The 24538-nt window shown below is 65.8% G+C and carries 25 protein-coding genes; 13 read left to right on the top strand and 12 right to left on the bottom strand.

Annotated elements, in window-relative coordinates; genetic code table 11:
* Nucleotides 1–61: 61 nt before the first annotated feature.
* The 11 genes from dapF (at nucleotide 62) to QCE64_RS13055 (ending at nucleotide 12349) form a co-directional block, all read left to right on the top strand.
* Nucleotides 62–934 carry a diaminopimelate epimerase gene (gene dapF, locus QCE64_RS13105; RefSeq protein WP_310004048.1) on the top strand — a complete coding sequence of 291 codons (873 nt, stop codon included), beginning with the start codon at nucleotides 62–64 and terminating at the stop codon, nucleotides 932–934.
* Nucleotides 935–950: 16 nt separating this feature from the next.
* The gene (locus QCE64_RS13100) at nucleotides 951–1670 is read left to right on the top strand and encodes a DUF484 family protein (protein WP_309931381.1); all 720 of its coding nucleotides are present in this window, start codon (nucleotides 951–953) and stop codon (nucleotides 1668–1670) included.
* Between the two features lie 3 nt (nucleotides 1671–1673).
* On the top strand, nucleotides 1674–2597 hold the full coding sequence (gene xerC / locus QCE64_RS13095; protein ID WP_310004046.1) for a tyrosine recombinase XerC: 924 nt from the start codon (nucleotides 1674–1676) through the stop codon (nucleotides 2595–2597).
* Between the two features lie 48 nt (nucleotides 2598–2645).
* Nucleotides 2646–3845: a class I SAM-dependent rRNA methyltransferase gene (locus QCE64_RS13090; RefSeq protein ID WP_309919340.1), complete on the top strand. Its 1200-nt coding sequence runs from the start codon at nucleotides 2646–2648 to the stop codon at nucleotides 3843–3845.
* 130 nt (nucleotides 3846–3975) lie between these two features.
* Nucleotides 3976–5064: a GTP-binding protein gene (locus QCE64_RS13085; protein ID WP_310004044.1), complete on the top strand. Its 1089-nt coding sequence runs from the start codon at nucleotides 3976–3978 to the stop codon at nucleotides 5062–5064.
* Nucleotides 5065–5630: 566 nt separating this feature from the next.
* The gene (gene dksA / locus QCE64_RS13080; protein ID WP_309898454.1) at nucleotides 5631–6047 is read left to right on the top strand and encodes an RNA polymerase-binding protein DksA; all 417 of its coding nucleotides are present in this window, start codon (nucleotides 5631–5633) and stop codon (nucleotides 6045–6047) included.
* A 377-nt stretch (nucleotides 6048–6424) separates the two neighbouring features.
* On the top strand, nucleotides 6425–6961 hold the full coding sequence (hslV, locus tag QCE64_RS13075) for an ATP-dependent protease subunit HslV (protein ID WP_309811053.1): 537 nt from the start codon (nucleotides 6425–6427) through the stop codon (nucleotides 6959–6961).
* Nucleotides 6962–6973: 12 nt separating this feature from the next.
* Nucleotides 6974–8326, top strand: a complete 1353-nt coding sequence (hslU, locus tag QCE64_RS13070; RefSeq protein WP_309919334.1) for an ATP-dependent protease ATPase subunit HslU — start codon at nucleotides 6974–6976, stop codon at nucleotides 8324–8326.
* A 354-nt stretch (nucleotides 8327–8680) separates the two neighbouring features.
* Nucleotides 8681–9763 carry a bifunctional DNA-binding transcriptional regulator/O6-methylguanine-DNA methyltransferase Ada gene (ada, locus tag QCE64_RS13065; RefSeq protein ID WP_310004042.1) on the top strand — a complete coding sequence of 361 codons (1083 nt, stop codon included), beginning with the start codon at nucleotides 8681–8683 and terminating at the stop codon, nucleotides 9761–9763.
* A 239-nt stretch (nucleotides 9764–10002) separates the two neighbouring features.
* Nucleotides 10003–11622: a glutamate--cysteine ligase gene (gene gshA, locus QCE64_RS13060; protein WP_310004040.1), complete on the top strand. Its 1620-nt coding sequence runs from the start codon at nucleotides 10003–10005 to the stop codon at nucleotides 11620–11622.
* Nucleotides 11623–11776: 154 nt separating this feature from the next.
* Nucleotides 11777–12349, top strand: coding sequence for a hypothetical protein (locus QCE64_RS13055; RefSeq protein ID WP_309811040.1), 573 nt, complete (start codon nucleotides 11777–11779; stop codon nucleotides 12347–12349).
* A gap of 6 nt (nucleotides 12350–12355) precedes the next feature.
* Here the strand turns inward: QCE64_RS13055 and QCE64_RS13050 are convergent, their stop codons facing one another.
* Both QCE64_RS13050 and QCE64_RS13045 read right to left on the bottom strand, forming a co-directional pair.
* Nucleotides 12356–13909 (bottom strand): DHA2 family efflux MFS transporter permease subunit, encoded by a 1554-nt coding sequence (locus QCE64_RS13050; protein WP_310004038.1) that lies wholly within the window; start codon nucleotides 13907–13909, stop codon nucleotides 12356–12358.
* Between the two features lie 124 nt (nucleotides 13910–14033).
* A complete protein-coding gene (locus tag QCE64_RS13045; RefSeq protein ID WP_310004036.1) occupies nucleotides 14034–14522 on the bottom strand; it encodes a MarR family transcriptional regulator in 489 nt (162 codons plus the stop codon).
* A 226-nt stretch (nucleotides 14523–14748) separates the two neighbouring features.
* Here QCE64_RS13045 and QCE64_RS13040 point away from each other — a divergent pair, with 226 nt between their 5' ends.
* Nucleotides 14749–15051: a hypothetical protein gene (locus QCE64_RS13040; protein WP_309919318.1), complete on the top strand. Its 303-nt coding sequence runs from the start codon at nucleotides 14749–14751 to the stop codon at nucleotides 15049–15051.
* 250 nt (nucleotides 15052–15301) lie between these two features.
* Nucleotides 15302–16858: an efflux transporter outer membrane subunit gene (locus tag QCE64_RS13035; protein ID WP_309931369.1), complete on the top strand. Its 1557-nt coding sequence runs from the start codon at nucleotides 15302–15304 to the stop codon at nucleotides 16856–16858.
* Nucleotides 16859–16881: 23 nt separating this feature from the next.
* Here QCE64_RS13035 and QCE64_RS13030 read toward each other — a convergent pair whose 3' ends face one another.
* From QCE64_RS13030 to gspF, 10 genes are all read right to left on the bottom strand, one after another.
* Entirely contained in the window at nucleotides 16882–17661 is a 780-nt protein-coding gene (locus QCE64_RS13030) for a type II secretion system protein N (protein WP_310004034.1), read from the bottom strand.
* A complete protein-coding gene (locus tag QCE64_RS13025; protein ID WP_309919313.1) occupies nucleotides 17658–18161 on the bottom strand; it encodes a type II secretion system protein M in 504 nt (167 codons plus the stop codon). The genes QCE64_RS13030 and QCE64_RS13025 overlap by 4 nt, the downstream gene beginning before the upstream one ends.
* Nucleotides 18158–19528, bottom strand: coding sequence for a type II secretion system protein GspL (gene gspL, locus QCE64_RS13020; RefSeq protein WP_309931368.1), 1371 nt, complete (start codon nucleotides 19526–19528; stop codon nucleotides 18158–18160). Before gspL ends, QCE64_RS13025 begins: the two co-directional genes overlap by 4 nt.
* Nucleotides 19529–19565: 37 nt before the next feature.
* Nucleotides 19566–20690, bottom strand: a complete 1125-nt coding sequence (gene gspK, locus QCE64_RS13015) for a type II secretion system minor pseudopilin GspK (protein WP_309931366.1) — start codon at nucleotides 20688–20690, stop codon at nucleotides 19566–19568.
* Nucleotides 20687–21370: a prepilin-type N-terminal cleavage/methylation domain-containing protein gene (locus tag QCE64_RS13010; protein ID WP_309919304.1), complete on the bottom strand. Its 684-nt coding sequence runs from the start codon at nucleotides 21368–21370 to the stop codon at nucleotides 20687–20689. The genes gspK and QCE64_RS13010 overlap by 4 nt, the downstream gene beginning before the upstream one ends.
* Nucleotides 21348–21743 (bottom strand): type II secretion system minor pseudopilin GspI, encoded by a 396-nt coding sequence (gene gspI / locus QCE64_RS13005; protein WP_309931364.1) that lies wholly within the window; start codon nucleotides 21741–21743, stop codon nucleotides 21348–21350. The genes QCE64_RS13010 and gspI overlap by 23 nt, the downstream gene beginning before the upstream one ends.
* Nucleotides 21743–22225 (bottom strand): GspH/FimT family pseudopilin, encoded by a 483-nt coding sequence (locus tag QCE64_RS13000; RefSeq protein ID WP_309919298.1) that lies wholly within the window; start codon nucleotides 22223–22225, stop codon nucleotides 21743–21745. Before QCE64_RS13000 ends, gspI begins: the two co-directional genes overlap by 1 nt.
* Nucleotides 22226–22252: 27 nt before the next feature.
* The gene (gene gspG / locus QCE64_RS12995) at nucleotides 22253–22723 is read right to left on the bottom strand and encodes a type II secretion system major pseudopilin GspG (RefSeq protein WP_404987337.1); all 471 of its coding nucleotides are present in this window, start codon (nucleotides 22721–22723) and stop codon (nucleotides 22253–22255) included.
* A gap of 170 nt (nucleotides 22724–22893) precedes the next feature.
* Complete coding sequence (locus tag QCE64_RS12990) at nucleotides 22894–23307, bottom strand: hypothetical protein (protein WP_309811001.1); 414 nt, start codon at nucleotides 23305–23307, stop codon at nucleotides 22894–22896.
* Nucleotides 23307–24524, bottom strand: a complete 1218-nt coding sequence (gene gspF, locus QCE64_RS12985) for a type II secretion system inner membrane protein GspF (RefSeq protein ID WP_309919295.1) — start codon at nucleotides 24522–24524, stop codon at nucleotides 23307–23309. Before gspF ends, QCE64_RS12990 begins: the two co-directional genes overlap by 1 nt.
* Between the last annotated feature and the right edge of the window lie 14 nt (nucleotides 24525–24538).

The raw sequence follows: 24538 nt of genomic DNA, 5'->3' as shown, positions 1-24538 counted from the left end.
AGCGGCACTGAAGCGGGCGCGGCAGGAAACGCCGCGCGACGCCTCACATACAATAGCGGCCATGAAACTCAAATTCACCAAGATGCAGGGCGCGGGCAACGACTTCGTCGTGCTCGATGGCTATACGCAGGTGCTCGACCTGAGCGCCGCGCAGGTGCGCGCGCTCGCCAACCGTCATTTCGGCATCGGCGCGGACCAGCTGCTGCTCGTGGAGAAGCCGACCATCGGCGGCGTGGATTTCAAGTACCGCATCTTCAATTGCGATGGCGGCGAAGTCGAGCATTGCGGCAACGGCGCCCGCTGCTTCGTGAAGTTCGTGCGCGAGCGGCGGCTGACGGATGCGTCGAGCGTGCGCGTGCAGGTGCAGAACGGCGTCATCACGCTGACGATGCAAGACAACGGCGAGGTCGTCGTCGACATGAGCACGCCCGTGTTCGATCCGCCGCTGGTGCCGTTCGACGCGCACGGGCTCGAAGGCCGCCGCGAGCACGACGACACGCTCTGGCCGCTCGATGTAGCCGGTGAAACGCGCTGGATCTCCGCCGTCTCGATGGGCAATCCGCACGCGGTGCAGATCGTCGCGGACGTCGAGGCATATCCGGTACTGACTGAAGGACCGCTGATCGAACGCCACGCGCGCTTTCCGAAGCGCGTGAACGCGGGCTTCATGCAGGTCATCGACCGGCATTCGGTCAAGCTGCGCGTCTTCGAACGCGGCGCGGGCGAAACCCTCGCGTGCGGCACGGGCGCCTGCGCCGCCGTGGCGGCGGGCATTCGCCGTGGCGTGCTGGACTCGCCGGTGCGCGTCGAGACCCACGGCGGCACGCTCACGATCAGTTGGGACGGCGCGCGCGACGCCTCCGCCGCGCTGTTCATGGCGGGCCCGGCCACGACGGTCTTCGAAGGCGAAATCGAGCTCGATCGCATCGTCTAACGCAACCCTATCGACCATGAATCCACGCGAAGTCGCCGACTACCTGCTCGACAATCCCGATTTCTTCGCCGAGCACGCGGAACTGCTCGGCAGCATCCGGCTCTCGAATCCGCATGGCAAGGCCGCCGTGTCGCTGCAGGAGCGCCAGATGGAAATGCTGCGCGACAAGAACAAGCAGCTCGAACGGCGCCTCGCCGAACTGCTGCGCTACGGCCACGAGAACGACAGCATCTCGACCAAGTTCAACCGCTGGACCGTGCGCGTGATCTCGCAGCGCGATCCGTACGCGTTGCCCAAGACCATCAGCGCGGGCCTGTGCGAAGTCTTCGACGTGCCGCATGCGGCGCTGCGCCTGTGGGACATCGACGAAGCGTATCGCCAGGCGGACTTCGCGCGGCAGGTGGGCGAGGAAGTGCGCATCTTCGCGAACAGCCTGACCGTGCCGTACTGCGGCGCGAACACGGATTTCGCGGCGGCGCAATGGCTCGGCGTCGAGAACTCGGCCTCGGCGACAGTCGCGCCCGGCGACGGTCCTTCCGACATCGAACGCAAGGTGGAGTCGGTCGCGCTGGTCACGCTGCGCGACCCGCAGGCTGGTCCGGATGCGCCGAGCATCGGCTTGCTGGTCATGGGTTCGCCCGACCCGCGCCGCTTCCATGATGGCATGGCCACCGACTTCCTGATGCAGATCGGCGCGCTCGCGAGCGCGGCCGTGTCCCGCCTGCTGCCGCACTGAGCCATGGACACCGCCGAGGCCATCGCCACCTATCTCGCGATGCTCGAACACGAGCGGCGGCTGTCCGAGCACACGTTGCGCGCCTACGCCTACGAGCTCGGTGAACTGCGCGCGCTGGCCAGGGAGCGTCCTCTGCAAACGCTCACGGCCGCCGATATCCGCGGCGCCGTCGTGCGGGCGCATTCGGGCGGACTGTCGCCGCGCTCCATCGCACACCGGCTGTCGGCCTGGCGCGCGTTCTATCGCTGGCTGGCCGAACGGGTCGAGATGCCGGCCAATCCGGTCTCGACCGTGCGCGCGCCGAAAGGCGAAAAGACCTTGCCGAAGGCGCTTTCCGTCGACGACGCCATGGCGCTCATGGACGCGCCGCAAGCCGGCACGACCGAAGCGCTGCGCGATCACGCGATCCTCGAACTGTTTTACTCGTCGGGCTTGCGGCTCGCGGAACTGGTGGGACTCGACGTGCGCTTCGTCGAAGAGAACGGCTACCGCTCGGCAGGCTGGCTCGATCTCGAGCACGAGGAAGTGACCGTGCTCGGCAAGGGCAGCCGGCGTCGCTCGGTACCGGTCGGGCGCAAGGCGATCGAGGCACTGCGCGCGTGGATCGCCGTGCGTGGCGAATTCGTCAAGCTCGATCCCCACGCGCTCTTTCTCTCCGTGCGCGGCAACCGCATGGCGCCGGGCGTCGTGCGCACGCGCGTAAAGCGGCTGGCGTTGCTGGCGGGCATTCCGTCGAACGTGCATCCGCACGTGCTGCGCCATTCGTTCGCCACGCACGTGCTGCAATCGAGCGGCGATCTGCGCGCCGTACAGGAACTGCTCGGCCACGCGAGCATCACCGCGACGCAGGTCTACACCTCGCTCGACTTCCAGCATCTCGCCCGCGTGTATGACTCGGCGCATCCGCGCGCCAAAAAACGCGACTGAGCGCACGATTAATCCAGCCGCGTCCACACGCGGCTAATCCGCATGGCCATGAACACCATCACCCTCAAACCGGCGAAGGACAGATCGCTCGCCCGCCGTCATCCCTGGATCTACGCCAACGCCATCGCGCGCATTGACGGCGATCCGGCGCCGGGCGCCACCGTGACCGTGCGCGCCGCCGACGGCCGCTTTCTCGCGCGCGCTTCGTACAGTCCGCAGTCGCAGATCCGCGCGCGCGTCTGGACCTTTGATGAAAGCGAACCCGTCGATCACGCGTTCTTCAAGCGCCGCGTGCAGCGTGCGGTCGAGCATCGGCGCACGCTGGTGAAGGACACCGGCGCGACCCGGCTCGTGTTCGGCGAGGCGGACGGCCTGCCGGGCCTGATCGTCGATTACTACATCGCCGATGACGGCGCGCACGCGCAGCTCGTCTGCCAGTTCATGGCGACCGGCGTCGAAGCCTGGAAGGAAGCGCTCGTGCAGGCGCTGACCGGCGCGACCGGATGCCCGAACGTCTATGAACGCTCGGACGTGTCGATCCGCCAGAAGGAAGGACTCGAACAGATCACCGGCGTGCTCGCCGGCGCCGCGCCGCCCGAGACGCTCATCACCAATGAGTGCGGCGTGCGTCATCACGTGGACGTGCGCCACGGCCACAAGACCGGCTTCTATGTCGACCAGCGCGACAACCGCGTGCTCGTCGCCCAGAGCGCGGCGGGCCGCGAGGTGCTGAACTGCTTCTGCTACACGGGCGGCTTCTCGCTCGCGGCGCTCAAGGGCGGCGCGACGCACGTGACCTCGGTGGATTCGTCCGGCGATGCGCTCGCGCTCGCGAAGGACAACGTCAAGGCGAACGGCTTCGACGCCGACAAGGCCGAATGGCTGGACGCCGATGCGTTCAAGACCCTGCGCCGCCTCCACGACGAAGGCCGGCGCTTCGACCTCATCGTGCTTGATCCGCCGAAGTTCGCGCCGTCGAAGGAAACCGTGGATCGCGCCGCGCGCGCGTACAAGGACATCAATCTGAGCGGCTTCAAGTTGCTGCGTCCGGGCGGCCTCCTGTTCACGTATTCGTGCTCCGGCGCGATCGATTCGGACCTGTTTCAGAAGATCGTCGCGGGCGCGGCGGCGGACGCCCGCGTCGATGCCCGTATCCTGAAGCGGCTGGGCGCCGGGGTCGATCATCCGCTGCTGACGGCGTTTCCGGAAGGCGAATACCTGAAGGGCCTGATGTTGCAAATCGCGTGAACGTCTCCACCTACGCGCGATTGACGGCCGCGCGGACCGCTGCGGCGTCCGCTTGACAAATATGTTTCAATAAACAGTTCGACGCGCCGCCGCGCATCTCCCGAACACAGACAAGGACACAGGCGACTCCATGATTCCCGTAACCATCCTGACCGGCTTTCTGGGCAGCGGCAAAACCACGCTGCTCAAGCGCATCCTGAACGAGCAGCACGGCATGAAGATCGCCGTGATCGAGAACGAGTTCGGCGAAGAGAACATCGACAACGAAATTCTCGTGCAGGAAACGAACGAGCAGATCATCCAGATGAGCAACGGCTGCATCTGCTGCACGATCCGTGGCGACCTGGCGCGCGCGCTGGAAGACCTGGCCAACCGCAAGAAAGCGGGCACGCTGGATTTCGACCGCGTCGTGATCGAAACCACCGGTCTCGCGAATCCGGGTCCGGTGGCGCAGACGTTCTTCATGGACAACACCGTCGCCGACGAATTCCTGCTCGACGCCATCATCACGCTGGTGGACGCCAAGCACGCGAACCAGCAGCTCGACCAGCAGGAAGTGGTGCAGCGCCAGGTCGGTTTCGCGGACCGCCTGTTCATCACGAAGTCCGATCTCGTCGATGCCGCCGCGCTCGACGCGCTCAAGCATCGCCTGCTGCACATGAACCCGCGCGCGGCGATCAAGGTCGTCAATTTCGGCGAAGCGGACATCAAGGAAATCTTCGACCTGCGCGGCTTCAACCTGAACGCGAAGCTCGAGATCGACCCGGACTTCCTCGCCGAAGACGAGCACGATCACGACCATGATCACGACCACGCGCACGATCACGACCATGATCACGACCACGCGACCTGCGGTCACGATCACAGCCATGATCACGAGCACGGGCACCACCACAACCATCATCACGCGCATCACGACGACAAGATCAAGTCGTTCGTGTATCGCAGCGACAAGCCGTTCGACCCGAACCGCCTCGAAGACTTCCTCGGCGGCATTCTGCAGATCTATGGCGAACGCCTGCTGCGTTACAAGGGCGTGCTCTACATGAAGGGCGTCGATCGCAAGGTCGTCTTCCAGGGCGTGCATCAGATGATGGGCAGCGACCTCGCGAGCAAGTGGCTGCCGATCGAGAAGAAGAACAGCAAGATGGTGTTCATCGGCATTGAATTGCCGAAGGATCTGATCATCGACGGTCTCGACGCCTGCCTCGTCAAATAAACCGGCATGCATCTCGCTTGACCTGCGCGTGTTCCGCGCGGCGCAAGCAGCCTTGAAAGACCAGACGCCGCCGCGGGCATTCGCGCGCGGCGTTTTTTTCGACATCGGCTTTCGGCACGGTTATGTAGTCGCGGGCACGCTTCGGCATCGCTTTTTGAACGACCAGGCGTTATATTTTTGGGATTCCGGCACTAATCGACAGGGTTTTCCTCGGTTGTCGTCGGAAATTGCGGTTCAGTTACAATACAGCCCCACTGGAGAAGGGCAGTTTCGTTGCACGCACATCTTCGGATGTTCGGTCAGCGGACCAGGAGAAAGGATGTCCCGTCGGGACGATGCCTCGATTTGCCGGGGGAAGGCAAATCAAGTCAAAGCACCGGGGCCGGTCATGTCGGGCCTTGCAGCACACGCCAGTCAGTCCGGAGCATCATCCAGAATCGGTTTCCAGAGGAGTTCGGCCCCGCATGGGCGTGTCGCCTGATGCTCGCGCGTACCGGTGCGTTGCATGCGGGTAACGCAGTTGCGGGCGTTGCGAAGACAGCGCCTCACATTGAAGAAGCAAGCAGATGACAACGAAACTCTTGACCGAAGCCGAAATCCTGAAGATGAGCGAGAAGGACTACATGAATGCGGAGCAACTCGCCTTCTTCAAGAACCGGCTCGAACAGTTGCAAGCGGACATTCTGAAGAATGCCGGCCAGACAACCGAAAATCTCCGGGAAACGGTGATCGTGCCGGACCCGGCGGATCGCGCGACCATCGAGGAAGAGCATGCACTGGAACTGCGCACGCGTGACCGCGAACGCAAGCTCCTGAAGAAAGTGCAGCAATCGCTCGCGCGCATCGAGTCCGGCGACTACGGCTGGTGCGAGGAAACGGGCGAACCGATCGGCATTCCGCGTCTGCTCGCGCGTCCGACCGCCACGCTCTCGCTCGAAGCCCAGGAACGCCGCGAACTGCGCCAGAAGCTCTTCGGCGACTGATCCCGCCGCAACCGGGCGCTCGTTGCGGGACCGCCCGCAGCGGGGAACACGCCGCCGCGAAAAGCCGGACCACGGTCACGCGCATCACCAAAAAGGCACACGTCGAACGTGTGCCTTTTTTGCTTTCTGCCAGTAAAAAGCGGATGCATCGCCCCGCACGTCTTGATTATTCCTCCCTCGCCCTAAAATCAATCCGACGCGCCTCGCAAACGCACGGTACGGCATCCGTGCGGCCGGGCGCGTGCGCGGCGCCGTTCGTCCGTGACCACTCATAGACGGAACCCCGCGCCGTGCACTCCATCGAATTCTCGACTGCGTGGCGGCCTTCTAAGACACGAAACCGCCCCGCGTTCATCCGGTTTTCTTAAGGAACGCACATGGAACAATTTCACGGCACGACCATCGTTTCCGTGCGCCGCGACGGCAAGGTCGCGCTGGGCGGCGATGGTCAGGTGACGCTCGGCAACATCGTCATGAAAGGGGGCGCGAAGAAGGTGCGCCGCATCTATGGCGGCAAGGTCCTCGTCGGGTTCGCCGGCGGCACCGCCGACGCGTTCTCGCTGCTCGACCGCTTCGAGGCGAAGCTCGAGAAACATCAGGGCAACCTGACGCGCGCCGCCGTCGAGCTCGCCAAGGACTGGCGCACCGACCGCATGCTGCGCCGCCTCGAAGCCATGCTCATCACCGCCGACGCGAATGCCACCCTCGTCATCACCGGCAACGGCGACGTGCTCGATCCCGAACACGGCATCGCGGCAATCGGCTCGGGCGGCGCCTACGCGCAGGCCGCCGCGCAGGCGCTGATGGAGAACACCGACCTCTCGCCGCGCGAGATCGTCGAGAAGGCGCTGACCATCGCCGGCGACATGTGCATCTATACCAATCACAATCGCGTCATCGAGACGATCGAATAAAGGACTATGACGATGACCACCATGACTCCCGCCGAAATCGTCTCGGAACTCGACAAACACATCATCGGCCAGGGCCGCGCGAAGAAGGCTGTCGCCGTCGCGCTGCGCAACCGCTGGCGCCGTCAGCAGGTGGCCGAGCCGCTGCGCCAGGAAATCACGCCGAAGAACATCCTGATGATCGGGCCGACCGGCGTCGGCAAGACCGAAATCGCGCGGCGTCTCGCCAAGCTCGCGGACGCGCCGTTCATCAAGATCGAAGCGACCAAGTTCACCGAAGTCGGCTACGTGGGCCGCGACGTGGACAGCATCGTGCGCGACCTGATCGAAATCTCGGTCAAGCAGACGCGTGAGTCGGAAATGAAGAAGGTGCGCACCAAGGCCGAAGATCGCGCCGAAGACCGCATTCTCGACATCCTGCTGCCGGGCGCGCGTCCGGTGGGCTTCGGCACGGCGGATGCGTCGGCCGGCGCGTCGTCGGGCGAAGGCGACAACGCCACGCGGCAGACCTTCCGCAAGCGTCTGCGCGAAGGCGCGCTGGACGACAAGGAGATCGAACTCGACATCGAGATGCCGCAGACCGGCATGGACATCATGGGGCCGCCGGGCATGGAGGACATGACCGAGCAGATCCGTTCGATGTTCGCGAACATGGGCGGCGGCAAGAAGACGCGGCGCAAGGTGAAGGTGAAGGAAGCGCTCAAGCTGCTGACCGACGAAGAAGCCGGCAAGATGCTCAACGACGAAGAGGTCAAGAGCCGCGCCGTGCAGAACGTCGAGCAGAACGGTATCGTGTTCTTGGATGAGATCGACAAGATCGCGTCGCGCAGCGAGGCCGGCGGCGCCGAGGTGTCGCGTGCGGGCGTGCAGCGCGACCTGCTGCCGCTCGTAGAAGGCACGACCATCAACACCAAGTACGGGATGATCAAGACGGATCACATTCTGTTCATCGCGAGCGGCGCGTTCCATCTGGCCAAGCCGAGCGACCTGATTCCCGAATTGCAGGGCCGTTTCCCGATTCGCGTCGAGCTGGATTCGCTGTCGGTGGGCGATTTCGAATCGATCCTGAATTCCACCGACGCCAGTCTCGTCAAGCAGTACAAGGCGCTGCTCGCGACGGAAGGCGTCGAACTCGATTTCACCGGGGAAGGCATCCGGCGTCTCGCCGAGATCGCGTTCTCGGTCAATGAGAAAACGGAGAATATCGGCGCGCGGCGGCTGTATACGGTGATCGAGAAGCTGCTGGAAGAAGTGTCGTTCGCGGCCGGCAATCACGCGGGCCAGCCGGTGCGAATCGACGCGGCGTATGTGGATCGCGCACTCGGCGACGTGGCGCAGGACGAAGACCTGTCGCGTTACGTGCTGTGAGGAATTGAGCGGCCTTTCAGGAAGCTGATCCAGCCAAGCCGGGCCAGTGTGCCCGGCTTTTTCGTGGGTGCTCGGAAGGGTGCCAAACGAAACGTACGGACGAAAAAAAGCCCGCCTAGGTTGGCGGGCTGAATCCATATCAGGAGGAGACATGGAGGAGACAGTTCCAATAATACACAGCCCCTTGATGCGACGCAATAGAAATTTTAGTAAAAACCCCTATGGCGTCACTATGTGGTATCTGCCCCTGAGATTCCGCGCCCGGCCATGCAATGACAGCGCAAGAATCGGCGCGTAACCTCATCGGCACGGCTCTACAGTGGTCGCATACCCACTGCGCCACCGAGGCTTGTGATGAAAACCGAAACCGCCCCCGTTTTTTCCTCTGACGACAGCCGCTGGCAAGCCGTCGTGCAGCGCGACGCCCACGCCGACGGCGTGTTCTTCTTCGCCGTGCGCACGACCGGCGTGTTCTGCCGGCCGTCGTGTGCGTCGCGGGCGCCGCGCCGCGAGAATGTCGAGTTCTTCGCGACGACCGACGCGGCCGAAACCGCCGGCTATCGCGCCTGCAAGCGCTGCCAGCCGACCCGTCTGCCGCGCGACCTGGCCATCGTCGAACGTGCGTGCAAAGTGCTCGACGCCCATTCGCAGGAGCGCATGACGCTCGCCCAGCTGAGCGATGAAGTACACGTCAGCCCGTTCCATCTGCAACGGCTGTTTTCGCGGATCGTCGGCATTTCGCCGCGCCAGTATCAGGCCGCGCAGCGCGCCGGGGTGCTACGCGACGCGTTGCAGCGCGGCCGCGACGTCACGCGCGCCACCCACGATGCCGGATTCGGCTCGCCGTCGCGCATGTATGACGCCGTGCCCGCCGAACTCGGCATGACGCCCTCCGCCTACAAGCGCCAGGGCGCGGGACTCACGGTGCGTTACACGACCGCCGCCACGCCGCTCGGCATCGTGATCGTCGCGGCCACGGACAAGGGCGTGTGCAAGATCGCGTTCGGCGACGACGCCGCCACGCTCGTCGATCAGCTGGCCGCCGATTTCTCCCAGGCCGAGCGCCTCGAGGACGCCGCGCGGATGGAACCGTTCGTCGCGCAGATCCGCGCCTATCTGCAAGGCACGCGCGAGCGCTTCGACCTGCCGCTCGACATCGGCGCGACCGCGTTCCAGCGACGCGTCTGGGATGCGCTGCGCCACATTCCGTACGGGCAGACGCGCAGCTACAGCGACATCGCGGAAACGCTCGGCTCGCCGCGCGCGGTGCGGGCCGTCGCGAACGCGTGCGCCTCGAATCCGGTGGCGCTCGCCATTCCGTGTCATCGCGTGATCGGCAAGGACGGCGCGATTGCGGGCTATCGCTGGGGCGCGTCGCGCAAGGAAACGCTGCTCCACACCGAGCGCACGCAGCACGCCGCCGACGAAATCGCCTGACCGTTCCTGACGCGCTCGTCATCATTGGAACCGAAGCGCCCGTCGGCGCTTCGTTCTCCTCGCGAGCCGCTCCAGACGGCTCCGACATCCTCCGCGAAACCTCGCGCGAATACCCCGAAAAACCCGCAAACCCTTGCTGGTCTTGCGCTCAAGCACGCCTTACACCGAGATGTTAAAGTGCCCGCTACCCTAAAAATACGACCCGGGCTTCATCGCTCGCGCTCCTCGCAGATTGCTTCATGGCAAACCAGAATCCCGCTGATCCCCAAGCCGGCGCCTATCAGCGCAGGCTCGCCGCGCTCGCGTCGGGCACGCATGCCGACGCCTTGCGTCAAGGCTTGCGCGGCATCGAGAAAGAAAGCTTGCGCGTGACGCCGTTGGGCGAACTCGCCATGACGCCGCATCCGCGTGCATTCGGATCCGCGCTCACGCATCCGCTGCTCACAACCGATTACTCGGAAGCGCTCGTCGAGCTGATCACGCCCGCTGAAACGGATGTGTCGATCACGCTCGAACGGCTCGATGTGCTGCATCGCTTCGTGTATTCGCGCATGGGCGACGAACTGCTGTGGAACAACTCGATGCCCAACACGTTGCCGGCGGAAGACGAGATTCCGCTCGGCACGTATGGCACGTCGAACATCGGCAAGCTGAAGCACGTGTACCGGCGCGGCCTCGCGTTGCGCTATGGCCGCACGATGCAGTGCATCGCCGGCATTCACTACAACTATTCGCTGCACGAAAACGTCTGGCGTGCCTGGCAGGCGCTCGATCCGGACAGCACGTTATCGGCGAAGGACTTCCAGTCCGAGCGCTATTTCGCGCTGATCCGCAACTTCCGCCGCACGGCCTGGCTGCTGATGTACCTGTTCGGCGCATCGCCGGCGTTGAACCGGCGTTTCGTCGAAGGCCGCGCGCATCATCTCGAATCCTTCGACGCCGACACGTTCTTCCTGCCGCACGCCACCAGCCTGCGCATGAGCGATCTCGGCTACACCAACAACCCTGCACAGGCCGACCTGCTGCCGAGCTACGACAACCTCGGCGCCTATCTGCGCGTGCTCTCCCGCGCGGTCAGCCAGCCGTATGCGCCGTACGAGGAGATCGGCACGCAGCGCGAGGGCGAATGGGTGCAGATCAACACCAACGTGCTGCAGATCGAAAACGAGTTCTACTCGACGATCCGCCCCAAGCGCGTCACGCATTCCGGCGAGCGTCCGCTGCACGCGTTGTGCGAGCGGGGCGTGCAGTACATCGAGGTGCGCTGCCTGGACATCGATCCGTTCGAGCCGACCGGCATCGCGCTCGAAACCGCGCGTTTCCTCGATGCCTATCTGCTTTACTGCGCACTGGAAGAGAGTCCGCTGCTGCCGCCCGACGCGAATCTCGAAGCCAACGCCAACTTCAGCGCGGTGGCGAAGGAAGGGCGCAAGCCGGGTCTGGCCTTGCAACGCGGCGGCGCCAGCGTGCCGATGCGGCAATGGGCCGAACAACTGTTCGATGCCATCGAGCCCGTGGCAAAGACGCTCGACGCCCTCGCGGGCCGTGACGATCACACGCGTGCACTCGCGGCGTTGCGGCCGCGGCTGGCGGATGCGTCGCTCACGCCGTCGGCGCGCGTGCTGCGCATCATGCACGACAAGCAGCAATCCTTCGACGCATTCGCGCTCGAACTCAGCACGCGCCACGCAGCGGCGTTTCGCGAACGACCGCTTAATGCGGACGAGGAACGCAGGATGGAAGAGCTCGCGGCGAAGTCGCTGGTGGAACAGGTCGAGGCCGAAAGCCGGGACAGCGAATCGTTCGAGGCCTTCGTCGCCGCCTATCAGGCCTACAAGCCGGACACCGAAAGCGTCTAAACCGGCCGCTCGCCGTTCACTGGCAGAATTGCCACGCCGGTGTCAGGCGCCGACGGCAACGCTTACCGGCGTGTGCAACAGTGCGCAACGCAGCGCAACATCGGCCGGTCTGGCGGGTCAAAATGTGGCTCATTTTTCGACGATCGGGGGAGCAATGAACAAGAAGTTCTTCGGCGCGGCCGCGCTGGGGGCTGCGTCGCTCGCGTTACTGGGCGGCTGCGCGGTGCAGGATCAGGTCAGCAGCACGACGATGGAGCAGGCCACCCAGCCGCTCACCTGCATGAGCAAGCCGGAATGCGACGCCTGGTGGGCCCGTGCGCAGGTCTGGGTCACGAATCATTCGGAATACCGCATTCAGACCGTCACCGACTCGATCATCATGACGGCCGGTCCGTCGAGCGGCAAACGCGCGCTTGCCTACCAGGTCACCAAGACGCCGACCAACGAGGGCACCGCGACCATCGGTTTCGCTGCGCATTGCGACAACCCGCTCGGCTGCGAGCCGAATCCGTGGCAGGCGGGCGCGGATTTCAAGCAGTTCATCCGCAATGGTCCGGGACTGCGCAAGTCCGCGACGCCGCAAGCCGTGCAGTCGGGCGCAACGCTGCCCGCACCGGTGCCGGCTCCCGTGCCGGGCGGCGTGCAGGTCAGTCCGCTCGACACCCCGCCGCCGCTCAATCTCGAGAGCCAGCCGGGTCAATCCGCGACTCCGCTCACACCGCAGTAACGCCCTTCAATGCCCCATCGAGGCTGACGCGCCCTTTCTCGGCCGCGTCAGCCAGACCATCACGGCCAGCACGAGAAACGCATAGTACGAAATGCGGAAGAAGTCGTTGGTCGACATCATGTACGCCTGCGCCGACACCACGCGATCCAGTTGCGCCGTGAGCGCCTGGCCGCCCAGCCCAAGCCCCGACAGCAGATCCGAATAGGCCGTCGTGCCGGTCGCATACGGCGTGACCGACTCGGTGAGCCGCGCGTGATGGCGGATCATGTCGTTCTCCCAGAAGGTCGTGCTGACCGCCGTGCCGATGGCCCCCGACAGCGTCCGCAGGAAGTTCGACAATCCCGCCGCGCCCGCGAGCCGGTCGTCGGAGACGCTGGAGAGCGTGATGGTCGTCATCGGCACGAAGAAGCAGGCGACGCCGATGCCCTGGATCAGACGCGGCATGATGATCTGATGAAAGGGCGTGTCGAGCGTGAAGGTCGAATTCCAGTGCGACACGAACGCGAAGGTCAGGAACGCGAAGCTCGCCACCACACGCAGATTCAGGCGATGCATGTTCTGCCCGATGAGCGGCGACAGCACGAGCGCAAGCACGCCGACCGGCGCGGTGGCGAGACCCGCGAGCCACGGCGTGTAGCCAAGCACGGTCTGGAGCCACAGCGGCAGCACGACGACCGAACCGAAGAACGCCAGAAAGCCCAGCGACGTGATGAGCACGCCCATCGCGAAATTGCGGTCGCGGAACAGCGAGAGGTCGATCACCGGTTCCTTCTCGGTCAGCTCCCACGCGAACATGAACGCGAGCGAGATGGCCGAGACGATCGCCAGTGTGGTGATCAGATGCGAGCTGAACCAGTCGCGGTCCTTGCCGAGGTCCAGCATCATCTGCAGGCTCGCGACGCCGATCACGAGCAGCGTGAGCCCGACGCCGTCGATGCGTTGCGCCGTCGTATTCGTTTCATGACCGCGCAGCAGGAACCACGCGAGCGCCGCCGACAGCACACCGATCGGCACGTTGATGTAGAAGATCCACGGCCAGGTGAAGTTGTCGGTGATGTAGCCGCCCATCATCGGGCCGAAGATGGGGGCGACGATCACCGTCATGGCCCAGAGTCCGAGCGCGAGGCCGCGCTTGTCGGGCGGATAGCTGCGCATCAGGATGGTTTGCGAGAGCGGCACCATGGGTCCGGACACGAGCCCTTGCAGCAACCGGAACGCGATCAGCGATTCGAAGTTGTGCGCGAGGCCGCACAGCGCCGAGGCGACGGAGAACAGCAGTACGGAGATGGTGAACAGCTTCACTTCGCCGACGCGCCGCGCGAGCCAGCCGGTCAGCGGCACCGCGATTGCCGACGCCACGGAGTACGAGGAAATGACCCAGGTGCCTTCGCTCGTCGCCACGCCGAGACTGCCGGAGAGGGTGGGCACCGCGACATTCGCGATGGACGTGTCGAGCACCTCCATGAAGGTGCCGAGCGCCAGGCCCAGCGTCAGCAGGGCCAGGATGCCGCCCTTGAGCGGCATGGGCGCGGGTAGTGCGGAGGTTGTCGTTGTTGACATCGTCTTTAGCTCCAGCAGCGGGGCGAGGGTGAAGGCTCGCATCGCATGCAATCTTTCTCTTGTCGCGACATTCTCTGCCCAGACAGCGATACGGGCATTCAAACGCCTTGATTTCGACTCGCTGCTATTCGTCGCCGAGTGGACAGGGGGGACAGTCGCCCGCTGCCGCATTGCCGATGAAGCGCGCCAGCAGTCCGGTCAACTGATCCAGTTCTGCACGGCTGAAGCCGTCGAGTTGCTCATTGAGCACGGCGGCGCCGATCGCCGGAAGCTGCCCCGCCGCGGTGCGCCCGCGCTCGGTCAGCGCAAGTTCGACGATGCGGCGGTCCGCCTCGCTTCTCGACCGGCTGACGAAGCCCTTCTTCTCGAGCCGGTCGATCATGCGTGTCATCGATCCGCTGTCATACGACATCTCGCGCGACAGCTCCAGCGGCGTACGCGCGCGGCCCGAAGCCAAAGCCAGCATCACGCCGATCTGCTGCGCGGTGAGATCGAGCGGCTTGAGCGCCTGATCGGTCCGCGCGACGAGCACGTTACGCGCTTTGGCGAGCAGATAGCCGAGGCTCGTTTCGAGCCGGATGGTCGATGGATCGTAGAGCGGGTCGCTGTTCATGGAAGCCTCGAGCACGCGGCTCATGTCTTGCTAAGAGTGCGAAGCCCGCGATGCTGCACCGCGTTTCAAAGGGGCCACACTCACAAAAAAGCCGTCGGAAGTATCTTGAAAAATACTTGCACAGTCAATATTATTTCATGCAACGAGTTACGCGCTTCCCGCGCCACCCGAGACCATGTTCTGATCGCCCGCAGCGTCGCCCGCCGACGCCCCCAGGATCCCTCCCATGACCCGCTTCGTACGCACCGCCCGCCGACGTTTCGGCACTCTCAGCAGCACGATCGCCCACGCTTCCCGTCACTTCGTCCCGCCGAAGCTGAATACGTGGAAATTTGCGCTGTATCTGATCGTTTTTCTGCTGCCGGGCGGATCGTTCATTGTGCTGGGCATGGGCTGGTACGAGAACCGGCATCGGCGCAAGGAAGCCGCGCCTGCGAAAACTCCTGCAGCGTCACCCGTGGCCGCCCGGCCGCTGCTCCAGCCGCCCTGCGCGCCCTGCCCTGGAAACGGCGGCGCCACCGGCGCCTGAATCCAGGCCGTCACGCCAGCCGGTAACGCGTCGTAACCGATTTCCTCAGTCGCGTAACACCCGGCTTACGGCGAACCCGGTACGCTAACGTCTGCCCGACACGCCCGCCAGGTCTGTTCAGGCGCAGAAAGCGCCTTGATCGCGCGCCGAGCGCACGGCGTTGGCGTTCCACGAGTGCTCCACTATCATCCCGGCTTGCCGCGTCCGTCGTTTTGAACGGCGCGGCGCCGACAGGACTTCCGACCCGCAGATGCCGCACCGTACCGCCCTCTCCGCTTCCCTCAGCCCGCGCCGGCTCACTGCCACGGCGCTCGCCGCCACGCTCGCGATGCTGATCGCCGGGTGCGCGGTCGGGCCCGACTATCAGCGTCCGTCCGTGACGCTCCCGGCAAGCTACAAGGAAGCACCCGAAGGGTGGAAGGTCGCGCAACCGGCGGATCAGTCGGATCGCGGCACCTGGTGGACCGTCTACACCGACCCGCGCCTCGACGCGCTCGAAGCCCAGCTGAATCAATCGAACCAGACCGTCGCGCAATATGCCGCCGCCTATCGGCAGGCGCGCGCGCTCGTCGGCGAAGCACGCGCGGCCTATTTCCCGACCATCGGCGCGTCCGCATCGGGCTCGCGGTCGGGTACCGGCGCCGGCAACCGCTCGACCAGCAGTTCCAGCTTCGGCCAGCAAGGCTCCGTGAACAACCAGTTCAGCGCTTCGCTCGATGCTTCGTGGGAGCCGGACCTGTGGGGCAGCGTGTCGCGCACGGTGGCATCGCAGAAAGCGGGACAACAGGGCGCCGCCGCCGATCTCGCCAACGCCCGGCTCTCCGCGCAGGCCACGCTCGCGCAGACCTACTTCCAGCTGCGCTCGCTCGACGCCCAGCAAAGGCTGCTCGACGACACCGTCGCCGCCTACGAGCAGTCGCTCAAGCTCACGCAGAACCAGTACGGACAAGGCATTGTCGCGCGCTCGGACGTGATCCAGGCGCAGACGCAGTTGCAATCGGCACAGGCGTCGGCGATCGACAACGGCGTCGCGCGCGCCCAATACGAGCACGCGATCGCCGTGCTGGTCGGCGAGCCGGCCTCGACCTTCTCCATCCCGCCCATTCCGCTCGACGCCACCCCGCCGACCGTCCCGGTGCAGATGCCGTCGGCCATTCTCGAACGGCGTCCGGACATCGCGTCCGCGGAACGCAAGGCCGCCGCGGCGAACGAGCAGATCGGCGTGGAAATGGCCGCGTATTTCCCGACCCTGACACTGTCGGCGCAAGGCGGTTTCGAGAGTTCGGTGTTGTCGCAGCTGCTGCGCGCGCCGTCGCGCTTCTGGACGCTCGGGCCGGATATCGCGGCCACGCTGTTCGACGGCGGCCTGCGCTCCGCCCGCACCGACGCCGCGCGCGCCGCCTACGAACAGAACGTCGCGACCTATCGCCAGACCGTGCTCACGGCGTTCCAGGATGTCGAAGACAACCTTGCGTCGCTGCGCATCCTGGAGAAGGAAATCGTCGTGCAGCAGCAGGCGGTCGAATCCGCGCAACAGGCACTGGCGATCATCAACAATCAGTACAAGGCGGGAACGGTCGCGTACATCAACGTGCTGACCGCGCAGACCACGGCCTTCACCGCACAGCAGAAGCTCGCGAACATCGCGGGGCAGCGGATGGTGTCGTCGGTGGGACTCGTAAAGGCGCTGGGCGGCGGCTGGGACGTCGCACAGATGGACCACGAAACCGGCGACGTGCAAGCGCCCGCGGCTGCATCGGCTCCGGTGGCCAACGCGGCGGACGCAAGCCGCACAATCGCGCGCTGAACGCTACAACTCCAGCTTCAGCCTCAGCGCACGAACACGAGCGCGACGGTATCCGGATCCGTGTGACGGCCGAGCAGGTTGAGCAGCCCGGCCAGATTCTCGCGCTGTTCGGGCGTGGACGTCGCGGTGCCCTGGAACGACGTCGATTCCTGCGAGATCGAGCCATTGCCCTTGAGGATCAGCGGGCCCTTGCTCGTGGACAGATCGATGCTCGCCTGCCCGCCCTGCGCCTGCAACGCCACGCGATATGAACCGAGCGGCTTCACGCGTGAAACGCTCGATGCCATGTCGTCGAGCGTCACCACCACCTGCCCGTAGGCATTACGGTTCAACAAACGCAGTTCGGTCCAGGCGAGCCGCACGTTGCCGTCTAAATTCAGCGTGTTGAACGGCGCGCCCAGGCCCGACAGCAGCGTCGCCGGCACGGCAATCTCGCTCGCGCTGAGCGTCGCCCCGCGCGGACTGGCGTCGACGATCACGGCATCGGGCATCGCCTGTGTCTGGCGCATCGTCATGTGCACGCGGCCGGTGAAGAGCGGCCAGAACGCCGTGCTCCACTCGATGCGCCCCGGCAGCAGCGTCGCGCCCGAACCATCGCTGCCGGCGGCAAGCATCAGGGTGGCGGAACCGCGCCACAGCGAGCCGGACGGATCGACCAGGTTCACGTGGCCATCAGTGGCCTTCGAAAACTGCGGCACGATCCACGCGGCCGGCATCATCACGAGCAGCGTCCCGCCGATCGACACGATCATCACGAGCAACGCCGGCACCGCCAGCCGGATGCGTCGGGTCCAGTAGCTCATTTCACGCCGGCCGGTTGCAGCGACGCCGTCAGGTCCACCTGGCCATCCGGCTTCAGCGCGGTGATGTGCGCCTCCGACACCTGCACCTTGAACTGCTTGCGCGCGTCGTCGAGCCACATCGTCCAGTTCGGGAACGACGCGTTCTTCAACTGGATCTGCACCGCCGCGCCGATCACCTGCACCTGCGTCGGCTGCATGCCGTTGTCGGCGAGCGATTTCTGCAACGCGTCGCGCAGCGCGCCGCCGGTCGGCGTCACGCCTTCCGCGGCCGGCGCGAGCGAGCGCGCTTCATTGGCCTGCGCGTTCATCGTCGCAAGCTGGCGCTGCATCCCGGGCAGCGTGTCGCGCAGCCGCGCGCGGCCTTCGAACGCCGGCGCCCACAGCACCAGATACACGAGCAGGATGCCGAGCGCGAGGCCGCCCCACATCAGCATGGTTTTTTCGCGCGGCGTGCGCGCTTCCCAGAATTCCGCCAGGGAACGGAGGAGTTCCGCTTTCATTGGCCGCTCCCGATGGTCCATTTGCCGGTGTTGCTGTCGATCGAACCGCTCAGGCCATTCGCGGCGAGGCGCTTGGTGAGATCGGGATCGACCTTGGTGTCGGGCTTGAAGGTCACTTCCAGATGACGGTCGCGATAGTCGAGCCCCGCGATGCCGTTCACCGGCACGGGACCGAGCGAACGCGCGAGCCCGTCGGCCAGCGACAGGAAGTCCGCCGGCGACAGTTCCCCCGACGCCGTGCGCAGGCGGTCGAGGTTGCGCGTCATCTGATCGGGCGCATCGAGCACGACGGTCGTCGTCGGGAACGCGTTGAGCAGCAACTCGGTCATCTGCGCGTTGATCGCGTCGCGCTGGCGGGCGAGTTGCAGCCACTGCACGTTGATGCCGATGATCGACACCAGCACGGACAGCGCCACGAGCGCGATCGGCACGCGCAGCCGCCGCACGGTCGCGCGATCGAGTTTCCACGGCTGCGCGGCGAACTCGAACTGACACAGGTCGAAGCGGCTCGCGAGCGCATTGCGCGCGAGCGTTTCGAAGGCAATCGGCTGCGCGCCCGGAATGTCCACATGGCCCGCGACGGGACGTACGCTCGCAAGACGCGGCTCGTCGCCGGGCAGGTCGACCAGCGAATAGAGCGTCGCCGGATGGTCGCCGGCGAGCGCCGTCAGCGTCGGCACGATGGATTCGGCGGACAGCGCGAGGCCTTCGCCGAGCGCCGCGCGTTCGCCGCGCGCGATCGCGATCTCGATGCGCGGCGCGCCGAGCGACGCCGGCGTGGGCGCGGCCATCTCGCCGATGAGCGCGGGCGCCGTCGAGATCACCGGGCCCAGCAGGCCGGCGATGAACGGCGTCGAGGGCAGCGCGCCCTCATCTGCGTCGGCATCGAGCGCGGCATCAGGCTCGACAGGCGCAGCCGCAGCCGTCGGTACCGGCAGGCAGCGCATCGCGGGCACCGCCTTCAGGTTGCGATGCCCCGCACCCGCGAAGGCGCCGACGACAAAGCGGAACCAGCCGCGGTCGATCACGGCCACGACGCGCCGTCCGTCCGCCAGCGCAACGGGATCGACGGCGATATGGCACGTCTGCGGATCCTGGATGAGCTGGTCTTCGACCACGTTCGGCAGCGCCTGCCGCAAGCGCGGACCCTTGAGCGGCGGCACGGTGGCGGCGAGCAACAGCGTGTCGCGCGCGGCGACGATCAGCACCGTCGCGCTCGCGCGCGGCAGAAGCCCGAGCGCCGCGCGGCCGATGCGTTGCGGCTCGCCGCGCTTGTCGAGCAGCAGAAAAGGCAGATCCGGCAGATGCCACTCTTCCGAGCGCACCGCGGGATCGCGCGGCGGTAATGAAACGATCAGTGTGCTCAAGCGACACTTCCCCTCAACAATGACTGCGACACGACCATCAGGTCGAATCGCGCGTATAGACGATGCGCGTCGCATGCGTCGTCGGATCGCGATAGACGAGCGTCGTGCGCTCGAGCTGCGCGCGTTCATGATCGACGCGTCCGTGAATCACAAAGTATTTCGTCGTGACATCGAGTTCGTTCGGATCGATCGATGTCGTCTTCACGCCCGCGCCGGACAGCGCGAGCTGCACGTTGCCGACGTCGTGAAAGAACACCGTCTCGCGGCGCGCGACGAACGCCTGCGCCTGCGAGAGACTCATGCCCTGCACCATCGCCGCCACCACTTCCGCCGGCGCGGTGTTCATGTTGACGGCCGACGTGGTGGGCAACACCGTCACGAACGGCCGCAGCTTCGCGACCGCCTCCGGCGAGAAGCCCGGCACGTCGAGCAGCGAATCGACCGTGATCATCTGCAGCGGTGCGACCGGCGAGTTGTCATCCGAGTCCTTGAGGCCCGGATCGTCCGTGAAGTTGCCGCCGCCCACGCCGCCGCCCTGCGCGAGCGCGGCAATCTGCGCTTCCGCCGTCGTGCCGCTGGTGCCTGCGGTGGTGCCGGTCTGCGTCTGGAAGCGCGTCGCCGAACGCTGCAGGCCCGCGCGGATCTGCAGCGCGACCGTCTTCGCCAGCGAGCCGTTGATGCCGAGCATCGTCAGGAGCCGCTGGAACGCCTGGATCTGCTCGACGTTGACGGTGAGCACGCCGGGCGTCGGCGTGGACACCAGATTGCGCAGGTTGAACTTCGCCTGCGCATCCTCGATCGAGCCGGACAGATAGGTCGATGCGCCCTGCTGCGCGCGCACCTCGCCGATCTGCCCGAGGAAGTCCGACAGCTTGGTCCGTGCGATCGGCACGCCCCAGACGCCGCCGAGATAGGTGACGGTGGGCGAGGTATCGGCCTCCGAGCGCAGGATGAGGCGCGTCCAGTCGAGCGCGCTGCGCGAAATCCATTGCGCCTGCGCGAGCAGCCGCTGGTTCTCGATGCGCCGGATCTGCACCTGCTGGCGCCACAGCAGGCCCGACACGAGGATGGCTGTCAGCGACACGACCAGCAGCGCGGTGATGATGGCCACGCCGCGTTGCTTCCTTTCCGGCCGACGGTTCGAACGATGGCGCATTGTCATTCTCCGACCAGGAACACGCGTGTGAGCGGCGCTTTCAACGTCTGCGCGGCGACCGCCACCTGAATGCCCGACACCGCGCGCGGCAGCGGCGCGTTGCCCAGTTGCGGCACCTTCAGGTTGTTGTCGTTCTGGTTGATCTGCGCGAGCACGTCGCTCATGCGCGTCGTCCAGCCTTTCTCCGGGATGAACACGCGCGTCGCGAGCGACCCCACGCCGCCCATCAGCGGAATCGAGCTCCAGCCGCCGGTGTCGCCGGACAACGCGCGCCGCACTTCGCCGACGTTCGCCAGCGGCGGCGACGCATAGCGCACGATACGCCCGTTCGACAGCCGGTAGCGCACCACCTGCAGGCGCGGCGGCACATTCGCCGCGAACACGCCGCGCACGATCTGCAGCGAGCCGTTGCCGATCTGCACGGCGGGCTGGCCGGCTTCGTCGTCAGTGGCGGCCTGGCGGGCGTCGATACGCATCTGGTCGAACAATTGCGCCACGATGCGCTCGTCTTCCATCGCATTCTCGATGGTCGCGCGGGCGCGGATCACGGAGTCCAGTCCGCGCCACGACAGCACCGCGATCACCGCGAGAATCGCGATGGCGATCAGCATTTCGAGCAGCGTGAAACCGCGCTGCCCGCGTTTGCCGGTCAGCGGCCGGCGGTCAGAGCGAGCGGTTCGTTTCATTCGCCACCACCGTGACCATTTGCGCGAGATTGCCGGAGCGGCCCGGCGTCGAGACGAACATTTCGACGCGCCGGAAAATCGGATTCGGCGTCTGGCTCACGCGCTGCGTGCAGGTGAGCTTGAGATTGCCTTGTGAACAGTCGAAGCTGCGCGAACCGAGCGGCGGAAACTGATGCGAGAGCCTCAGCTGCGCGAGTTCGTTGTCCGCGCTCCAGCCCGCCAGCAGACGCCGGTGCAGGTCGGCCTCGCCGGTCGCGAGCGAACCGACCGCGCGGATCGACGCCGCCAGGGCCACGCCGATGATCGCCAGCGCCACGAGCACTTCGATCATCGTGAAGCCGCGTTGACCGGTTCGATGACTTCGGCGCCGCATCATCGCACCTGAAAGCGGCCGTTGCCGCTGCCCACGATGGTCGCGCGGCCCGCGGCCGAGAACAGCGTGATTTCCATCGGCGTGTCGATCGCTTCGGTGCCGAACACGAGCCGGCTCACCGACTTGTCCGAATCGAGAAACTGGATGCTCACGCCGGTCACGCCGCCTTCCCAGTGGCGCGCGCGCAGCAGGTCGTCGCGCAACGGGCGCCAGCCGTCTTCGCTGCGGATGTCGAAGCGAAAGCCGCCGTCCTGCGGCTGCCAGGCAATGGGCCGGGCACGCACCTGGGCTTCGTCGCCTGCCGCTTCGAACAGCAGCGCGAGCCGCTGCGCTTCCTCGTTGAGATCGGTGCGCGGATTGCGCGTCAGCTGCAGCGACGCAAGCGACACCAGCAAACCCGCGATCACCAGCACGACGAGCATCTCGAGCAGCGTGAAGCCGGCGTTGCGCCGTGCGTCGATGTGCCTGCCGTGCCTGTTCACGCTGCGTTCCTTCCTACCGCCGGACGGTCATTGCCACGAGCCGACGTCGGCATCGTTGCCCTCGCCGCCCGCCTTGTTGTCCGCGCCGTAGCTGAAGACGTCGATCTCGCCGTGCACGCCGGGATTCAAATACTGATACTGGCCGCCCCACGGATCGGCAGGCAGGCGTTCCAGGTAGCCGCCGTCCTTCCAGTTGTTCGGCACGGGTTCGGTGGAGGGCTTCTCGATCAGCGCGCGCAGGCCCTGCTCCTGGGTCGGATAACGGCCGTTGTCGAGGCGATAGAGCTTCATCGCCTGCATGATCGTGCCGATGTCCTGCTTCGCGGCGACGCGGCGCGCTTCATCCGGACGGCTCATGATTTTCGGCACGATCAGCGCGGCGAGAATGCCGAGAATCGCGATCACGACCATGATTTCGATCAGCGTGAAGCCGCGCTGGCGACGACCTTGCGCCTGGGCTTGCTGAAGCCGCATGCGGCGTTGGGTCAACATATGCATAACACCCTCTTCAATTGAAAATAACGTTCCGGACTTTCGCGTCCGGTGTTCTGAAACAATCGCGCGGCCGTGCGTGGGACGCCGCCGCCGCTCATTCTATCGATCCGCTTTCATCATGCGTGGCCGCCGCATGCGGGCATCGCGTCGCAGCGAGCCGGACCGCGCCGCGTTCAGCGCACCCAGATGGTCGGCCCGGGCGGATTCTGCGGCAGGAAAATCTCCGATTTCACGCCGTTGCGCTCGATGATGATCGAGCGCGCGCGCACTTCCGACAGCTTCACGCCCTGCGTGAGCGGCCCGCCGAGCGACACCGCCTTGGCCGGCTCGCCGCCGTAGCTCACGATGGCCGCGGCGCCGCCCTGCAGCGCCAGGATGCCGAACAGGTGGACGTCGGAGTTGGCCTGGCGTTCGAGCCGTCCGCCGAAGATGGTCGCGGCCTGCTCGACCGAAGGCGTGCGCGTCGCGGCCGCGCCGGGCAGCGGCGTGGTCTGGCGCGCGGTCAGCGTGACGACCCAGTAGGTGATCGTCACGCAAAAGAGCGCAAGGGCGGCCAGCGATAAGAGTCGGGTTTGCAGGGCGTTCATTACTGCACCAGATTATTCAGTTCGATGATCGGCAGCATCACCGCGAGCACGATCACCAGTACCACACCGCCCATCGCGAGGATCAGCAGCGGTTCGAGCAGGCTCGTCAGGAACATCGTGCGGCGTTCGAGCTCGCGCGCTTCGCCTTCGGAGGCGCGGTCGAGCATCGTGGTGACGTCGCCGGTCGCCTCGCCCGAGCGGATCAGATGGACCAGCACCGGCGGAAAGGTCTTCGTGTTGCCGAGCGCCCGCGACAGCGACGAGCCTTCGCGCACGCGCACGATGGCGTCGTCGACGTTGTCGCGCATCGCCGTGTTGCTGAGCGTTTCGCCGGCGGCCTGCAGCGCGCGCAGGATCGGCACGCCGGCGGCGGTGAGGATGGCGAGCGTGCTGGAGAAGCGCACCGTGTTGTAGCCCCGCACCAGCTTGCCGACCAGCGGCGCGCCGAGCAGCCAGCGGTCGAACGACATGCGCGGCCCGGGCCTTGCCAGGATGCTCTTCACGATCCAGGCGAACAGCGCCACGCCGATCAGCATCGCCCACCAGTAACTGCGCACGAAGGCGGACAGCGCCATCATCATGATGGTAAGGAAGGGCAACTGCTGCTTCGTGCTCGCGAACACGTTCACGACCTGCGGCACGACGTAGCTCAGCAGGAAGGTCACGATGCCGAACGCGATGATCGTCACGATGCCCGGATAGGTGAACGCCAGGACGATCTTCTGCTTGAGCGCGTTGCGCTGCTCGATGTAGTCCGCCAGGCGCGACAGCACCAGACCGAGCTTGCCGGTATGCTCGCCCGCCGCCACCAGCGCGCGATAGATCTCCGGGAAGTCTTTCGGATGCTGCGCGAGCGCATTGGCGAACGAATGGCCGCCGAGCACTTCGGCGCGGATCGCGGCCATCAGTTCGCGGATGTAGTCGCGCTCGGACTGGTCCGTCAGCACGGCGAGCGTCTCGCCGAGCGGCAGGCCGGCGATCAGCAGGCTCGCCAGCTGGCGCGTCAGGATGGCCTGCTCGCGCTGCGACAGACGGCGCCCGAGCGACAGCCGCTGCTGCCGTTCGCCGCGCGTGCGCGATCCCGCCGCTTCGACGACGAGCGGCGTCAGCCCTTGCGTGCGCAACTGGCTGCGCGCGGCGCGGGCGCTGTCGGCGTCGAGCACGCCTTTCTGGGTCTTGCCCGCCGAATCGATGGCTTCAAAACGAAAAGCCGGCATACGTTGGTTCTCCG

It is taken from the genome of Caballeronia sp. LZ043, assembly GCF_031451075.1.
Taxonomy (GTDB): Bacteria; Pseudomonadota; Gammaproteobacteria; order Burkholderiales; family Burkholderiaceae; genus Caballeronia.
The sequence above is the reverse complement of the archived record's forward strand: the minus strand, read 5'-3'. Positions and strand labels throughout refer to the sequence as shown.

Bases quoted from the DNA above. Each gene is read 5' to 3' on its own strand.
- dapF (WP_310004048.1), top strand. From the start codon at position 62: ATGAAACTCAAATTCACCAAGATGCAGGGCGCGGGCAACGACTTCGTC.
- QCE64_RS13100 (WP_309931381.1), top strand. From the start codon at position 951: ATGAATCCACGCGAAGTCGCCGACTACCTGCTCGACAATCCCGATTTC.
- xerC (WP_310004046.1), top strand. From the start codon at position 1,674: ATGGACACCGCCGAGGCCATCGCCACCTATCTCGCGATGCTCGAACAC.
- QCE64_RS13090 (WP_309919340.1), top strand. From the start codon at position 2,646: ATGAACACCATCACCCTCAAACCGGCGAAGGACAGATCGCTCGCCCGC.
- QCE64_RS13085 (WP_310004044.1), top strand. From the start codon at position 3,976: ATGATTCCCGTAACCATCCTGACCGGCTTTCTGGGCAGCGGCAAAACC.
- dksA (WP_309898454.1), top strand. From the start codon at position 5,631: ATGACAACGAAACTCTTGACCGAAGCCGAAATCCTGAAGATGAGCGAG.
- hslV (WP_309811053.1), top strand. From the start codon at position 6,425: ATGGAACAATTTCACGGCACGACCATCGTTTCCGTGCGCCGCGACGGC.
- hslU (WP_309919334.1), top strand. From the start codon at position 6,974: ATGACCACCATGACTCCCGCCGAAATCGTCTCGGAACTCGACAAACAC.
- ada (WP_310004042.1), top strand. From the start codon at position 8,681: ATGAAAACCGAAACCGCCCCCGTTTTTTCCTCTGACGACAGCCGCTGG.
- gshA (WP_310004040.1), top strand. From the start codon at position 10,003: ATGGCAAACCAGAATCCCGCTGATCCCCAAGCCGGCGCCTATCAGCGC.
- QCE64_RS13055 (WP_309811040.1), top strand. From the start codon at position 11,777: ATGAACAAGAAGTTCTTCGGCGCGGCCGCGCTGGGGGCTGCGTCGCTC.
- QCE64_RS13050 (WP_310004038.1), bottom strand. From the start codon at position 13,909: ATGTCAACAACGACAACCTCCGCACTACCCGCGCCCATGCCGCTCAAG.
- QCE64_RS13045 (WP_310004036.1), bottom strand. From the start codon at position 14,522: ATGAACAGCGACCCGCTCTACGATCCATCGACCATCCGGCTCGAAACG.
- QCE64_RS13040 (WP_309919318.1), top strand. From the start codon at position 14,749: ATGACCCGCTTCGTACGCACCGCCCGCCGACGTTTCGGCACTCTCAGC.
- QCE64_RS13035 (WP_309931369.1), top strand. From the start codon at position 15,302: ATGCCGCACCGTACCGCCCTCTCCGCTTCCCTCAGCCCGCGCCGGCTC.
- QCE64_RS13030 (WP_310004034.1), bottom strand. From the start codon at position 17,661: ATGAGCTACTGGACCCGACGCATCCGGCTGGCGGTGCCGGCGTTGCTC.
- QCE64_RS13025 (WP_309919313.1), bottom strand. From the start codon at position 18,161: ATGAAAGCGGAACTCCTCCGTTCCCTGGCGGAATTCTGGGAAGCGCGC.
- gspK (WP_309931366.1), bottom strand. From the start codon at position 20,690: ATGACAATGCGCCATCGTTCGAACCGTCGGCCGGAAAGGAAGCAACGC.
- QCE64_RS13010 (WP_309919304.1), bottom strand. From the start codon at position 21,370: ATGAAACGAACCGCTCGCTCTGACCGCCGGCCGCTGACCGGCAAACGC.
- gspI (WP_309931364.1), bottom strand. From the start codon at position 21,743: ATGCGGCGCCGAAGTCATCGAACCGGTCAACGCGGCTTCACGATGATC.
- gspG (WP_404987337.1), bottom strand. From the start codon at position 22,723: ATGCATATGTTGACCCAACGCCGCATGCGGCTTCAGCAAGCCCAGGCG.
- QCE64_RS12990 (WP_309811001.1), bottom strand. From the start codon at position 23,307: ATGAACGCCCTGCAAACCCGACTCTTATCGCTGGCCGCCCTTGCGCTC.
- gspF (WP_309919295.1), bottom strand. From the start codon at position 24,524: ATGCCGGCTTTTCGTTTTGAAGCCATCGATTCGGCGGGCAAGACCCAG.